The organism is Rhodococcus wratislaviensis (genome assembly GCF_900455735.1).
Classification (GTDB): domain Bacteria; phylum Actinomycetota; class Actinomycetes; order Mycobacteriales; family Mycobacteriaceae; genus Rhodococcus_F; species Rhodococcus_F wratislaviensis.
The window spans coordinates 533697-546734 of record NZ_UAUI01000024.1; the positions used below are offsets into that span (position 1 = coordinate 533697).

Below are 13038 nucleotides of genomic sequence, written 5' to 3' on the forward strand. Positions count from 1 at the left end.
GCATCCCCACTCACGTGGGCGGGTCAGAGCTGGTAGGTGGGTTCGCGCTTCTTCACGTAGGCGATGACGCGGTACGTGATCGGCATGACCAGCACCTCCACGAGGGTCTTCCACAGGAAGCCGACGATCACGTAGTTGACGAAATCGCTCCACGTGCTGATGCCGATCGCGCCTGCGGCGATGGAGCAGAAGATCAGGGTGTCGGCGAACTCACCGACGATGGTGGAACCGATCAGCCGCGCCCACAGGTGCTTCTCCTTGGTGCGCTCCTTGATCAGGACCAGTGTCACCGAGTTCAGCATCTGCCCGACGAGGTACCCGGCCAGCCCGGCGAGCAGCAGTCGCGGGTAGACGCCGACGACGGACCGCAGCGCTTCCTGGTTCTCGTAGAAGTCGGCGGACGGCAGTTCGATGAGGAGCCAGAAGCAGAACGCGGCCAGGATCAGGGCGCCGAAGCCCAGGTAGATCGCGCGACGCGTCGACTTGAACCCGTACACCTCGCTGAGCACGTCGCCGAGAATGTAGGCCAGCGGGAACAGGAAGAAGCCGCCGTCGGTGATGATCGGCAGGATCTGCAGCGGCCCGACGGTCAGCGACGAATCGGCGAAGAATGCGACGCCCTTCGTCGCGCAGATATTCGAGATCAGCAGCGTCGCGGTGAAGAGGGCGACGAACGTGGGGTAGTACCCCCGGCTGACGTGCGCGAACGTCGCGTGGTCGTCTGGTTTGGTCTGCTGGTCTGAGGCTGTCACGCCGCAATCCAAGCACCTGCACGGGGAAGGGCGCGAATCAGGAACGGGTGAACGTACCTTTTGTCCGATCTGACGCGACGAAAGGTACGTTCACCCGCACGATAGGAGGTGGCTCGGACTAGCCCTGGACGACCCGCGTGCCGCCGGCCAGTTCGTCGTGCTTGCCCTGCTTGGTGGGGCTGCCGTTGATTGTCACGCCGATGACGACGGCGGCGACGACGCCGACCAGTCCGAACAGGAACCCGAGGAGCGGAAACCCGCCGAGCGCGGAGAGGACGTAGAAGCCGTTCCTGGTCAGCGACTGTTGCTGGGTGGGGCGTCCGCCGTTCGGACCCTCGACGCGCAGGCCAAGAATCTGCTTGCCCAGGGTCTGCCCCCTCGTCGTCTCGAGGAACACGAAGTAGCCGACGGCGGCGGCCGCGGTGAGGATCGCGCCGAGGACGCTGCCCAGGAAATTGCCCAGCACCAGCGCGAGAACGGTGCTGACCACAGCCATCGGGATGCCGACGATCAGGCCGTCGATCACCCGTGCGCCCAGGCGGGGAAGAAGTTCACCGGGGCGGGACGGGTCGAACCCGAAGTCCGGCTGGGCGAACGGCTGGGTGCCGAACGGCTGCGCCGAATCGAACTGCGGCGGTGCGCCGAACTGCTGTCCGTACTGCTGCTGCCCCGCCCCGTTGTGGTGCGGTTGCCCGCCGAACGGCTGTTGTCCCTGGCCTGGATCGAATCCACCGGTAGTCATGTGTTCCCCCTCGAATCTCGAGTCCTGAATGTCTCGGATGACGCCTGAGCACCTTACGCAAGGGGTGGGAGTGACTCGAGTGACGGGAGTAGCAAAACGGGTGAGCGTCCTTTCCGTCCCGAGGGACGGAAAGGACGCTCACCCGTGGGAGCGAGCAGTCAGGCCGCGACGTAACGGCCGGTGAGCACGCGGTACGCGTAGGTCGACGCGATGATCGTGATCGGGATCGAGACGAGAAGTCCGACGCCGCAGAGGATTGCACCGACGATGTTGATGCCGACGAGAGCGAGGGCCAGCAGCAGCACCGGGCCGACGTTCTGCGAGATCACGCGGAAACTCGACTTGATGCCGGTGATTGCGTCCTCGTTCTGATCGATGACGAACTGCAGCGTCCACCAGGTCAGGAAGATGACGATGAGGCCGGGGATGATGAGCAGGACGAAACCGATGGTGGCGGCCACACCGATGATCACGCTGGCGATGATGATCGCCGCGACGTTGGTGAACTGGAAGAACGAACCGAACGCCGGCTTGTTCCCGTCCACCTCGTGCAGTGCGCCCCGCACGAGAGCCGCATTGATCAGATAGCCGACGATGGTCGTGACGATCGTGCCGATGATGCGCCACACCGAGAACGCCGCGCTCATGTCGGACGACGTGCTGAAGCCGCCGAAGACGAGGTTCAGCACCACCTGGATGATGGCAGCGATCAGCAGGATGCCGATCCAGATGAGCGCGTTGTCCTTGAACTTGTTCCAGCCGTAGCCGATCGCGTCGCCCACGGAGAACTGCCCCGGCGTCTGCCCGGGCGTGCCGTAATCCGACATCGGAGGGGGCGGCGGATATCCGCCCGGCGGCGGTCCCTGCGGCGGCGGCGGGTAATTGCCCTGCGGCGGCGGGTAATTTCCGCCGGGCGGCGGCGGGTAATTACCGGGGGGCGGTGGATAGTTTCCGCCGGGCGGAGGCGGGTAGTTTCCGCCGGGCGGCGGTGGCGGATATCCGCCGGGCGGCGGTCCCTGCGGCGGCGGCGGGTAATTCCCCGGGGGCGGCGGATAACCACCGGGCGGCGGTGGAGGATTGCCCTGCGGGGGGTATCCGCCCTGGTCACCACCTTCAGGTTTGTCGTTAGGGTCGTGTCCACCAGTCGTCATGTGATCCCCTCAGCAAGAGTTGAATGCTCGCGCGTGACAGTGCGAATAAACACTACGTGGACAATCCTTTACTCGCCTCCCTTTGGTCTGCTTCTTCTCCTGCGGTTTTGATGCTTTACGCTGGTTATCGTGACTAATTCTGGGGGATCGGACGATTCGAATCCGTACAACGGGCAAACACCACCCACTTACGGTGAGGTTCCCGGCTTGCCGCGCGACGGATACGGGGTCGACGAATCCGGTTATCCCACCTATTCGGCGCCCACCGAGAAGTACCCCGACTATCAGCAGCCGGGCGCGTACGGGACTTCTCCGAATCCGTATGCCGCGCCCAATCAGAATCAGTACGGCGGCGACCAGTACGGGGCTCCGAACCAGCAGTACGGGACGCCGAACCCGTATGCCGCCCCGAATCAGTACAGCGCCCCCAACCAGTACGGCGGCGCACCCAATCAGTACGGGGCTTCGGGCCAATACGGCGGTCCCGCCCCGCAGTACGGCCCACCGAACCCGTACGGCGCGCCCTACCAGCGGCCGCTGGGGACGAACGGTCTCGCGATCGCGTCGCTGATCACGTCGATCGTCGGCGGATGCTTCTACGGCCTCGGCTCCATCGTCGGCATCATCCTCGGCATCATTGCCCTGGGCCAGATCAAGCAGTCCGGGCAGGAGGGCCGGGGACTCGCGATCGCCGGAATCGCCATCGGCGGTGCCTACGTCGTCGGCTGGATCCTGTTCTTCCTGATCATGGTGATTGCGGCGGCGTCGGGAGCCTGACCACCCACGGTTCGCGGTGCAGGCGGGCGGGGTCGAACCGGTCGAGGAGTGTCCCGAGATCCACGACCTCACCCGGTTCCGCGAGCCGGAGTGACGTCGCCAGCACCCCGAGGACGTCGCTCGGGGTGCGTCCCAACGCTTTCTGGTCGGCGAGGGTGACGGCGCCGTCGCGTTTCGCGAGCCGGTTGCCGTCCTCGTTGAGCGCGAGGGCCACGTGCGCGTAGGTGGGGGCGGTCAACCCGAGCAGCCCCGCGAGGTAGGCCTGGCGGGGCGCGGACGAGAGCAGGTCGTCGCCGCGCACCACCTGATCGATTCCCTGGGCGGCGTCGTCGACGACCACCGCGAGGTTGTAGGCGGGTGTTCCGTCGCCGCGCCGCAGCACGAGATCGTCCACCATGCCGGAATAACTGCCGTGCAGGATGTCGTCGATGGTGAACGACGTGACGCCGGCGCGCAGACGCAGCGCGGGTGGTCGTCCGCCGGCGAGCCGGTCTGCGCGTTCGTCCGGTGTCAGGTTGCGGCAGGTTCCCGGGTACGCGCCCTGCGGCGCGTGCGGCGCCGACGCGGCTTTCAGGATTTCTCTTCTCGTGCAGAAGCACTCGTACGTGAGGCCGGCGGCGTGGAGTTCGGCGATGGCGGCGTCGTACCGCGACAGTCGGTGCGACTGCGACACGACGTCGCCGTCCCAGTCGAGGCCGAGTTCCGCGAGGTCCGCCAGTTGCCGGTCCCGGGCGCCCTCGCGGACGCGGTCGAGGTCTTCGACGCGCAGGAGGAACTTCCGGCCGGTGGACCGGGCGAACAGCCACGCCAGCACGGCGGTCCGCAGGTTGCCGAGGTGCAGGTCGCCGGAGGGGCTGGGCGCGAACCGTCCCGCGCCCTCCGCCCGAGGTGACAGCGGTTCACTCTGACGAGACGGGTGTGACATCGGCCGAGGGGTCAGCTGGCGAGTTCGATCGACGACGACACGACGTCGGCACCCTGCAGAATCATGCCGATCTGGGTGTCGAGGGCGTGCTCGAGGTACTCGGGCGGGTACAGCGCCGGACTGCCGATCGCATCGAGGGCGAGGCCGTCGACGGTGGCGAGGAGAAGCGCCGCACGGGTTTCCGCCTCCGGGGTGCCGATCCCGATGAGCACGGCGGACAGTCCGGTGCGGATGGTGAACAGGGTCTTGCGCCGGATCTCGGCGAGCGACGGGGAGGTGGCGGCCCGGACGGCGAATGCCGCCATGACATGCGCCTCCCGCGACCGCGCCTCGTCGAGCGGCAGCAACTGGGACATCGCGGCGAACAGGGCCCGGGCGGGATCGCCGCCGCGCTCGATCTCCGACAGTCGGGTGAGCAGTGTGTCGACGAGGGTTCGCAGGGCGAACGCGAACATCTCGTCCTTCGTGGAGAAGTGGTGCTGCACGGCTCCGATGGACACACCCGCCCTCTTGGCGACCTCGCGCACGCTGGCGCCCTCGAGACCCGACTCGGCCGCGACGTCGAACAGGGCTGCGGCCAGGCGTTCGGGGCTGGTGGACGAGTATCGGCGTTCGCGCATGCCTCGAACATTACTGACGTATTGAATCAATACATGCGTCAGGTGTCCGTGTTGCAGCGAGTGGCGGGTGTGACTTCGGTTATCGGCGGACGTACGTCAGGAAGATCATCCCGCTCTCGAAGGCACGGCTCGCGGCCAGCCGGAACCGCTGAGGGCCGAGTTCGCCGTCGAACAGCGGAATGCCGGTGCCGATCGCCACGGGGTTGAGCTTGATCCGGAGCTCGTCGATCTCGGGTTGCACCGCGGCGGCGAGCTTGCCGCCGCCGCACAGCCAGATGTCCTTGCCGTCCTCCCGCTTGAGTTCGCGCACCTTCTCGATCGGATCGCCCGAGACGATCTCGACGTCCGGGTCGGGCGACTCGGTGATCGTGGTCGAGAAGACGTACTGCCGCAGATGCGCGTACGGGCTGGTCACGCCGAGGTCGAGGCCGGGCTGGTAACTGGCACGGCCCATGAGCAGTGTGTCGAAATGTTTGTTGGGGGCATCGATTCCCAGCGGTGCCCGCATGTGGGTGGGGACCGTCTCGGGGTACTCGGCGATCATCACGGGCATGTGATCGCCCTCGATCTCGAAGATGGTGCCGGTGGGGTCCGAGCCGTCGGCGCCGGCGATGAATCCGTCGATGGTGGCGGCGGCGTAGTAGACGAGCTTTCGCATGTGAGTCCTCCCGTGGGCGGTAACTACTCCATTTGTAGTACTATGACTGCAGTGGTTGCAAGTCCTTTGTCGAGGAGTGTCGATGGCGCAGAATCCGGAACGACGTGCGGCTCTCGTGAACGCCGCGATCGAAGTGCTTGCGCGCGAGGGTGCGCGCGGCCTCACCTTCCGCGCCGTCGACGTCGAGGCGAACGTCCCCAAGGGGACCGCGTCCAACTACTTCGCCAGCCGCGACGACCTGTTCGATCAGGTCGGTAAGCGGATTCACGAACGCATGGGCCCCGACCCCTCGGTGATCGAAGAAGGCGGGCGCAAGCCGCAGAATCTCGCGCTCGCCATCGAGTACATGCAGGGCCTGTTCGGCAGGATCACCCGCGACCGCACCGGCTATCTCGCGTTGCAGGAATTGCGACTCGAAGCGGTCCGGCGTCCGGAGCTGCGGACCACGCTGACGCGCACGATCTCCGAGAACCTGGAGCGCGACATCGGGTTCCACCTCGACTCGGGCCTGCCCGGTGATCGCAGCACCGTGCTGATGCTCTACCTCGCGATGAATGCGCTCATCGTCGAGCACCTGACGCTGCCCGGTGTGCTCGAGGGGATCGACACGGAGCGGCTCGTCGCCGATCTCGTGACACGTGCCGTCGCTACGCCGGACGCCGGAGCGCGTAGTCGTCCACGTACTCCTGGCCCGACAGCGTCATGAGGGCGTGCATCAGCTCGTCCGTCGCGGCCCGGACGACGTGCCGGTTGTCGCGTAGCTCGGAGAATCGGGAGAGGTCGAGCGGTTCGCCGACGGTCACCGTCACCTTGCCCAACCGCCACATCCTCGATCCGACGGGGTTGACCTGCCGGGTGCCGTGCATGGCGACGGGCACGACCGGGGCGCCCGTCGCGAGCGCGACCCGGGCGATTCCGGTCTTGCCCTTGTGGAGTCGGCCGTCGGGCGACCGGGTGCCCTCGGGGTAGATTCCCCAGACCTTGCCGTCGTCCAGGATCTTCCGGGCGGTGTTCAGTGCGGATTCGGCCGCGGAGGCCCCGGATCGGTCGATCGGCACCTGACCGGCAGCGGTGAAGAACCAGCGTTTCGCCCGGCCCTTCGCGCCGCTCTCGGTGAAGTACTCGCTCTTCGCCACGAACGTGATGCGCCTGCGCACCATCAGGACGAGGAAGAACGAGTCGACGACGGTGAGGTGATTGCTCGCCAGGATCACCGGACCCGACGCCGGGATGTGGTGTGCACCGTCGATGGTGGGGCGCCCGACGATGCGCAGCACCGGTCCGATCAGCAGGTATTTGAAGACCCAGTACCACACGGTGAACTCCTCACTCGGGTGCCGAAGCGTGCGTAGACATTGTCTACTCCGCCCATGATAGACACTGTCTACATGAATGGAGAAGTGCAACCCCTGCGGGTGCGGCTGCTCGACAGTGGCCGCGAATTGCTGGACCAGGGCGGCATCGACGCCGTCGGGCTGCGCGCCGTCGCCCGGCACGCGGGTGTCTCGCACGGCGCGCCGCGGCGGTACTTTCCCACCCACAAGGCGCTGCTCGCGGCGATCGCCGCATCGGGATTCGCCGAGCTGTCCGAAGAACTCCGGTCGGCGATCGCGTCCGAGACGGACCCCCACGCGCGGTTGCGGCGGACGGCACGGCAGTACCTCTCCTTCGCCGACACCCACCGCACCCTGTTCGAGTTGATGTTCCGGCACGACCTGCTCGAGGGGTCGGGAGAAGACCTGCGGCAACACTCGAAACCCCTGTTCGAGACGGTCGTCGCACTCGTCGCGGACGCCGGCGCCGAGGACCCGCACGTGGTCGCGTTGAACCTGTGGACCCAGCTGCACGGCGTGGCGACCCTCCGCGCCACCCGCAGCATCGAGGTGATCGTCGGCGACTTCGACGTGGAAAGTTTCGTCGCGCAGCTGATCGACCTACATCTCAGGGCGCGGGCATGACGGCGCGTGGCAGATCGGCCCGCAACTCCACATCGGTGACGAAGTCACCGTCACCGGGCTGATAGCGACGCTGCGGATCGAAGTCCTCCACCCGGAAGCTGTCCAGCGTGGGGGAGTGCGTCGTGACGGCGAGCGTTCCGCCGTCGAGATCGAACTGCAGGAGTCGCTGGAACCCGGTCTCCCGGCGGCTGTCCACCGTGAAGTACTGGTAGTCGGCGAGCAACTCCACGACCTTCCGGTCCGTGTCGCCCACCTTCCTGTCGGTGACCGTCGTCTGCCCGTCGACATGTCCCGCGAGCACCAGGAACACCGTGTCGAACGGAACGACGAGCCGGTTCCAGATCTGCTGTCCCGCACTGCTACCGATGTCGCCGAACCCGCTCATCCGCAGCGAGCCGTCCTCGTCCAGGTAGTAGTGACTGCCGATCACCACGTTGCGGTCCGGGTGCTCGGCGAGCACGCCCTCGGCCCACTGGAGCACGTGTTCGGGCGGGTTGTAGCCGATATAGAGCATCAGGAATTTCGCGCCGGCGATGTCGAGCAGGTCGTAGTGTGCCGAATTGTCCGTGTCCGTGACGGATTCGCCCCAGTACGGCCGGTCGCGGTACCGCCACGGCCCGAAGAACTCGTTGTAGAGCGCGTGATTCTTCTCGTGCTCGCCGGGAATGAGCCGCCCGCCGACGTTCCACAGGTTGTCGTGGTTGCCGGGCAGGACACCGTAGGGAATGCCGGACTCTTCGAGCGTCGCCATCGCCTTGTCCGCCACCTCGAACTCGGGGCGGGCGCGGGACTCGGGCGCTCCCGGACGAATCCAACTCTGGACGAGATCTCCGGTGTGCATGGAATAGGCGATCTTGCGTTCGGCGGCGTTCTCAGCCGTCCAGCGGGTCATGTCGAAGTACACCTCCGGCCGGTCCCGCGACACGTACTGGGTGTCGCTGATGTGCTGCAGCGCGAAGTCGTACGCGTTCGGATCGGCGAACTGCTGATCGGCCGTCGCGTTGGCCTCGCGGAAACTCCGGTCCCGTCGCGGACCGTCGATGACGAGGATCTGCGCGGAGTCCTCACCCTCGATCCGAGTGGTCAGGGTGACCGGACCGCCCGGTTCGGACGGCTGCGCCGTCGCGACCGGCTCACCCCAGCTCTGCTCCTCCTCGTCCCACACGTGCATCGCGAGATCGTCGAGATTCACCGAACGCCCGTGCCAGGTCACGTCCGTGCCTGCGGAGTCCGGACCGAACCGGACCTCGTACCGCACGTACGGGTACTCGTCGAAGCGGTGGCTGGTGGCCGGCATACCGTCCGACTCCTCACCCGGAACCCGCTGAGAGGGAGCCTTCTCGCCGGTGGTCCCGGTGAACATGACCGCGGATGCGAGGGGCGCCGAGGTGACGAGGCCGCGCGCCGGCAGACCGGACGCGCCCAAGGTTTCGGGATCGGCCACCGCGACCACGTCACCGCCGAGCAGCGCCGCGGCCAGTGACACCGCCGTCAGCGCGGCAATCCTGCCCGGCACGCTCATGACCCGAGGTTACAAGCGCGACCGGGCGGGCGCTCGGGTCAGGCCTTGCGGCCGAGGAAGGCCAGGACCCTGGTCTGCTCGTCGGCGTCCGCGGGGACGTCCACGGCGGGGCCGCACACCCCGGCGGTGCGGATGTTGTCGCCCAGCCCCTCGGCGACGCCGCCGACCCAGGTCAGGTCGTCGGCGGGGATGGTCTCGTCGAGGCCGGTGGCCCGGGCCAGGTCCCAGCCGTGGATCACCAGGTCGAAGCAGTAGAAGCTGTCGACCGTCTTACCGAGGTCGGTGCGGCCGAAATGTCCGTCGTACTCGCGGCTCACGAGAGCCGGATCGTCCAGGATCGCCTGCATGCCGTCGCGTGTGGCCGCCCAGGCGGCAACCGGGTCTTCGTCGACGGACGGCGGCTCCGGCAGTTCCAGGTCGACGACGGTGACGATGTAGCGCTGCGTGTCGATCACGTGCCGCACGACGTCGCGGGCCGTCCAGCCGTCACACGGGGACGCGTCGTCCCAGCGGTCGGCGGGCACGGATTCGACGCGCTTCGTGAACTTCGCGGCGAGGTCGCGGTAATGGGCTGCGGGGGTTTCGGTTGTCGAGGTCATGCTGCCGATTCTTCTCCCGTTCGGCGCCCGAGGGCTTGAACATTTCCGACATCGACGACGGATTCCGTCCCGTGCCAGTCGGGGGCCTCACTGGCGAGGAGGCCGGACGGGGTGAGCGAGGAGATCCGGCGGCATTCCCGCGACAGATGCGCCTGATCGCTGTAGCCGGCGGTGGCGGCGAGTTCGGCGAGCCCGGTCCGCGTCCACGACTGCGCCAGCGCCATGAACCGTTGCAGCCGCAGGATTCCGCGGAGGGTCGCGGGCCCGTATCCGAACGCGTCGTTGCATCGCCGCTGCAGTTGCCGCTCGGTGACCGAGGCGGCGTCGGCGAGCGCGCCCACGTTCCACGAGTGCCGGGCGAGGGCCTGCCGGACGGCGCCGATCAGCGGGTCGGCCTCCGGTCCGCGGGTTCGCCACGCGCGCACGGCGTTCTCGAACAGGGCGATTCGTTCCGCGTCGCCGGGCGCATTGTCGAGCCGGTCGGTCAGATTCCGTTCCCACGTGGACCCGAGCACGTCCCCGAGACCGACCCGGATGTTGCGGATCTCGGCCGCCGACGTCCCGAGCAGATGCGAGGCGGCGCCGGGGCGGAAACGGACGCCGACGGATTCGGTGCCCGGCGGCAGCGCGAAAGACCACGCCGTGGTTTCGGGACCGCACACGCGGATTCCCACACCCCGGATCCACAGGATGTCCATACACGCGTCCGGCACCAGCAGGTGCTCGCCCTGCGTGCGCGCGGTCCACCCGCACACCAGGGTGTCGGCGAGGTCGGGCGACGGTGAGGTCGGCGAGTACCAGCCCATGCACAGGAGCCTAATCACGGATACCGACACGTGCGGGCCGGTCACATCGCCCGAAGTGCCCGCACCGGCACGCAACTCGAGGTGAACTGTATGCACGGGTCCGCAGAGGTTCCCCGAAGGCCCGCCACTTCGCCGTCACAGAGAACGAGGACTCCATGAGACGAACATGGGCGCTGGCCGCGATCGCCGCCGTCAGCCTGACATTCTCGAGTTGCGCCTACGACAGCACCGATTCCGGCGACACGGGCGGCAACGCCCCGGTATCGCCGACGCCGACGTCTCCGCCCGCCGCACCCGGAACACCTATCCTGAAGATGGGACCGACGACGCTCGGCGAGGTGATGGTCGACGACGGTGGCATGACTGTCTACGTGTACGACAACGACGAGGTCGGCTCCGGCGCCAGTTCGTGCCGGGACACGTGCCTGCAGTCGTGGCCGCCGGTCACCTCCGTCACGGAGAACCCGACGGTTCAGGGGTTGCAGGAAGTCGTCATCGACACCATCCCGGCGCCGGACGGCACCCATCAGCTCACCGTGAACGGCCGCCCGGTGTACCGCTACAAGGACGACAACGAACCCGGTGACGCATTCGGGCAGGCGGTCGGCAGCGTGTGGTGGACCCTCGACTCCGCCGGCAACCCGGTCACGACAACTGCGGGCGGCGAGTAGCCCGGTCGATCCCCAGGTGGACGGTGACGGTCAGCGCTGTCGACAGCACGGCAGCGAACCACAGGGCGTCCAGCCCGATCCAGTGGTGCGCGAGAGCGCCCGTCACCGCTCCCACCACCAGGCCGGCCCACAACGCGAAGTGTCGTAGCCACGCCCACCGCGGCCCGCCGAACAGTGCCCCGGCCAGCCGATGTCCCATCTTCACGAGCGCGCCCGTCATGTAGGTGAGACCGATGGTCACCTCACCGTCGCGCTGGAAGAAGGAGTTCTCGGCGCCCATCGCGAGCAACATCGCGCCGACGGCCACGGTGCTCGCCCCGAGAGTCGCGGCCACCGCGCCGACGATCAGCAGTCCCGACACGACTGCGAGCACCGTCGTCCGGATGGGCAGGCGCCGACGATCGGACAGGTGCACGACCACGGCGCCCAGGGCGCAGCCGAGGACGAACATGCCGATCACCGCGGCAGCAGTCGCCGCGTGCGCCCACGCGGCGTCCGCGAACCCGACACTGAACCGGGTGAGGTTGCCGCTCATGAACGCGACGAAGAACCCGCCGAGCGTGATGAATCCCAGGGCGTCGACGTAACCGGCCAGCGTGGACAGCACCACCGCCAGCGCGAGCATCCGCCTGCTGTCGTCGATCGGCACACCCCACATCAAACACCGCAGTCGACGACAGTGGCCCCCGATCCGGAGATCGGGGGCCACTGTGGGGTAATTGCTCAGGCGGTGCCGAGGGCGGGCGCGAGAGTGCTGGCCCAGGACTCGTGCAGCCGGTCCTGCCAGTAGTTCCACGTGTGGAGGCCCTCGTCGGCGATGTGCGTCTGCACGTTGGCGCCTGCTGCCTTCGCCGCGGGGACGAAGGTCCTACTGCTCAGGCCGGAGGCGGTCTCGAGGGGAACCGTCTGCGAGAACTTCACCGGGTCGAACGAGTCGCTGTCCGGGTCGACGGTCGGATCGCCCGCCGCCGCACCCGCACCGGACGAGATGTAGACGGACTTGCCGCGCAGTGCGCCGACGTTGAGTAGCGGATCGTTGCGAAGCCACGCAGCCGACGGCCAGAAGCCCCACATGTTCAGCGCGTTGCCGCCCATCTGGGCGACGGACACCTGGATGCCCTGCGCGAAGCCGGGCGAGCTGGCCGTCGGGTAGCCGCTGTAGGACGCGACCGCTTTGTAGAAGTCGGGGCGGTGAGTGGCCAGGTTCAACGCGGAGGTTCCGCTCATCGACAGACCAGCGACCGCGTTGTTCACCCCGTCGCTGCCGAACTGGGAAGCCATCACCGGGGGCAGTTCCTTGGTCAGGAAGGTCTCCCACTTGACCCGGCCGAGCTTCGGGTCGTCACGCTGCCAGTCCGAGTAGAACGTGCCGCCGCCACCGAACGGGATGACCACGTTGACGTGCTTGCCCGCGAAGAAGTTCTCCACGTCGGTCTCGATCAGCCAGCCGTTGTTGTCGTCCGGTGCCCGCAGTCCGTCGAGCAGGTACAGGGTCGGCGCGGGACCGCCGCCCGCGGCCTTGAGCACCTTGACGGGAATGTCCTTGTCCATCGACGGTGAATACACCGAGATCAGGGCGGAGTCGGCGTGGGCGACGCCGGTTCCCGCCAATACGGACACGAGGCCCGATGCCAATACTGCGACCAGGCCCACGATCAGTGCGCGGGTGCGACGAATCGCCATACGAATGTCCTTTTATCTCGAATCGACACACAGCACAGCGAACGCTGCACCGCAGACGATAACAGGGAGATAACGGATTGCGCCCGCTGTGGCCAGGACTTTCTTCGCCGGTCGGTGTTCGCGGACACAAAAAGGAACCCCTGTGAACCGCTTTTCAGCAGTTCACAGGGGTTC

The 13038-nt window shown here is 67.2% G+C and carries 16 protein-coding genes; 4 read left to right on the top strand and 12 right to left on the bottom strand.

The window, feature by feature from the left end; all coding sequences use genetic code 11:
* Positions 1-23: 23 nt before the first annotated feature.
* The 3 genes from DTA22_RS28360 to DTA22_RS28370 all read right to left on the bottom strand — a co-directional run bounded on the left by DTA22_RS28360 (position 24) and on the right by DTA22_RS28370 (position 2321).
* Positions 24-752, bottom strand: a complete 729-nt coding sequence (locus tag DTA22_RS28360) for a queuosine precursor transporter (protein ID WP_112301667.1) — start codon at positions 750-752, stop codon at positions 24-26.
* Between the two features lie 118 nt (positions 753-870).
* The gene (locus tag DTA22_RS28365; RefSeq protein WP_112301668.1) at positions 871-1494 is read right to left on the bottom strand and encodes an RDD family protein; all 624 of its coding nucleotides are present in this window, start codon (positions 1492-1494) and stop codon (positions 871-873) included.
* A 158-nt stretch (positions 1495-1652) separates the two neighbouring features.
* Entirely contained in the window at positions 1653-2321 is a 669-nt protein-coding gene (locus DTA22_RS28370; RefSeq protein ID WP_112301669.1) for a DUF2189 domain-containing protein, read from the bottom strand.
* Between the two features lie 531 nt (positions 2322-2852).
* Between DTA22_RS28370 and DTA22_RS28375 the strand changes: the two genes are divergently transcribed.
* Entirely contained in the window at positions 2853-3422 is a 570-nt protein-coding gene (locus tag DTA22_RS28375; RefSeq protein WP_037239546.1) for a DUF4190 domain-containing protein, read from the top strand.
* Here the strand turns inward: DTA22_RS28375 and gluQRS are convergent.
* From gluQRS to DTA22_RS28390, 3 genes are all read right to left on the bottom strand, one after another.
* On the bottom strand, positions 3391-4347 hold the full coding sequence (gene gluQRS / locus DTA22_RS28380) for a tRNA glutamyl-Q(34) synthetase GluQRS (RefSeq protein WP_037239554.1): 957 nt from the start codon (positions 4345-4347) through the stop codon (positions 3391-3393). The two genes, DTA22_RS28375 and gluQRS, sit on opposite strands and share 32 nt — an antisense overlap.
* A gap of 11 nt (positions 4348-4358) precedes the next feature.
* Entirely contained in the window at positions 4359-4967 is a 609-nt protein-coding gene (locus DTA22_RS28385; protein ID WP_112301670.1) for a TetR/AcrR family transcriptional regulator, read from the bottom strand.
* 79 nt (positions 4968-5046) lie between these two features.
* Entirely contained in the window at positions 5047-5625 is a 579-nt protein-coding gene (locus DTA22_RS28390; protein WP_037239559.1) for a dihydrofolate reductase family protein, read from the bottom strand.
* 82 nt (positions 5626-5707) lie between these two features.
* Between DTA22_RS28390 and DTA22_RS28395 the strand changes: the two genes are divergently transcribed.
* Positions 5708-6331 (top strand): TetR/AcrR family transcriptional regulator, encoded by a 624-nt coding sequence (locus DTA22_RS28395; protein ID WP_037239562.1) that lies wholly within the window; start codon positions 5708-5710, stop codon positions 6329-6331.
* On the opposite strand, the gene DTA22_RS28400 is transcribed toward DTA22_RS28395, so the two are convergent.
* Complete coding sequence (locus DTA22_RS28400; protein WP_112301671.1) at positions 6273-6941, bottom strand: lysophospholipid acyltransferase family protein; 669 nt, start codon at positions 6939-6941, stop codon at positions 6273-6275. The two genes, DTA22_RS28395 and DTA22_RS28400, sit on opposite strands and share 59 nt — an antisense overlap.
* A gap of 54 nt (positions 6942-6995) precedes the next feature.
* Here DTA22_RS28400 and DTA22_RS28405 point away from each other — a divergent pair, with 54 nt between their 5' ends.
* On the top strand, positions 6996-7583 hold the full coding sequence (locus DTA22_RS28405; protein ID WP_112301672.1) for a TetR/AcrR family transcriptional regulator: 588 nt from the start codon (positions 6996-6998) through the stop codon (positions 7581-7583).
* Here DTA22_RS28405 and DTA22_RS28410 read toward each other — a convergent pair.
* Genes DTA22_RS28410 through DTA22_RS28420 form a run of 3 tightly spaced genes read right to left on the bottom strand, consistent with a single transcriptional unit; the run spans position 7567 to position 10510 of the window.
* Positions 7567-9105 (bottom strand): metallophosphoesterase, encoded by a 1539-nt coding sequence (locus tag DTA22_RS28410; protein WP_112301673.1) that lies wholly within the window; start codon positions 9103-9105, stop codon positions 7567-7569. The two genes, DTA22_RS28405 and DTA22_RS28410, sit on opposite strands and share 17 nt — an antisense overlap.
* A gap of 38 nt (positions 9106-9143) precedes the next feature.
* Positions 9144-9704 (bottom strand): TIGR03086 family metal-binding protein, encoded by a 561-nt coding sequence (locus DTA22_RS28415; RefSeq protein WP_037239580.1) that lies wholly within the window; start codon positions 9702-9704, stop codon positions 9144-9146.
* Positions 9701-10510, bottom strand: a complete 810-nt coding sequence (locus DTA22_RS28420) for a helix-turn-helix domain-containing protein (protein WP_112301674.1) — start codon at positions 10508-10510, stop codon at positions 9701-9703. Before DTA22_RS28420 ends, DTA22_RS28415 begins: the two co-directional genes overlap by 4 nt.
* A gap of 155 nt (positions 10511-10665) precedes the next feature.
* Between DTA22_RS28420 and DTA22_RS28425 the strand changes: the two genes are divergently transcribed.
* The gene (locus DTA22_RS28425; protein WP_037239586.1) at positions 10666-11181 is read left to right on the top strand and encodes a COG4315 family predicted lipoprotein; all 516 of its coding nucleotides are present in this window, start codon (positions 10666-10668) and stop codon (positions 11179-11181) included.
* Here DTA22_RS28425 and DTA22_RS28430 read toward each other — a convergent pair.
* Positions 11156-11839 (bottom strand): YoaK family protein, encoded by a 684-nt coding sequence (locus DTA22_RS28430; protein WP_112301675.1) that lies wholly within the window; start codon positions 11837-11839, stop codon positions 11156-11158. The two genes, DTA22_RS28425 and DTA22_RS28430, sit on opposite strands and share 26 nt — an antisense overlap.
* A gap of 65 nt (positions 11840-11904) precedes the next feature.
* Entirely contained in the window at positions 11905-12864 is a 960-nt protein-coding gene (locus tag DTA22_RS28435) for an alpha/beta hydrolase (RefSeq protein WP_112301676.1), read from the bottom strand.
* Positions 12865-13038: the final 174 nt, after the last annotated feature.

What these genes read in the sequence shown, in the direction of transcription:
- DTA22_RS28415 (WP_037239580.1), bottom strand. Translation starts at nt 9,704, where the DNA reads ATGACCTCGACAACCGAAACCCCCGCAGCCCATTACCGCGACCTCGCC.
- DTA22_RS28395 (WP_037239562.1), top strand. Translation starts at nt 5,708, where the DNA reads ATGGCGCAGAATCCGGAACGACGTGCGGCTCTCGTGAACGCCGCGATC.
- DTA22_RS28435 (WP_112301676.1), bottom strand. Translation starts at nt 12,864, where the DNA reads ATGGCGATTCGTCGCACCCGCGCACTGATCGTGGGCCTGGTCGCAGTA.
- DTA22_RS28420 (WP_112301674.1), bottom strand. Translation starts at nt 10,510, where the DNA reads ATGGGCTGGTACTCGCCGACCTCACCGTCGCCCGACCTCGCCGACACC.
- DTA22_RS28370 (WP_112301669.1), bottom strand. Translation starts at nt 2,321, where the DNA reads ATGTCGGATTACGGCACGCCCGGGCAGACGCCGGGGCAGTTCTCCGTG.
- DTA22_RS28365 (WP_112301668.1), bottom strand. Translation starts at nt 1,494, where the DNA reads ATGACTACCGGTGGATTCGATCCAGGCCAGGGACAACAGCCGTTCGGC.
- DTA22_RS28385 (WP_112301670.1), bottom strand. Translation starts at nt 4,967, where the DNA reads ATGCGCGAACGCCGATACTCGTCCACCAGCCCCGAACGCCTGGCCGCA.
- DTA22_RS28430 (WP_112301675.1), bottom strand. Translation starts at nt 11,839, where the DNA reads ATGTGGGGTGTGCCGATCGACGACAGCAGGCGGATGCTCGCGCTGGCG.
- gluQRS (WP_037239554.1), bottom strand. Translation starts at nt 4,347, where the DNA reads ATGTCACACCCGTCTCGTCAGAGTGAACCGCTGTCACCTCGGGCGGAG.
- DTA22_RS28390 (WP_037239559.1), bottom strand. Translation starts at nt 5,625, where the DNA reads ATGCGAAAGCTCGTCTACTACGCCGCCGCCACCATCGACGGATTCATC.
- DTA22_RS28410 (WP_112301673.1), bottom strand. Translation starts at nt 9,105, where the DNA reads ATGAGCGTGCCGGGCAGGATTGCCGCGCTGACGGCGGTGTCACTGGCC.
- DTA22_RS28405 (WP_112301672.1), top strand. Translation starts at nt 6,996, where the DNA reads ATGATAGACACTGTCTACATGAATGGAGAAGTGCAACCCCTGCGGGTG.
- DTA22_RS28425 (WP_037239586.1), top strand. Translation starts at nt 10,666, where the DNA reads ATGAGACGAACATGGGCGCTGGCCGCGATCGCCGCCGTCAGCCTGACA.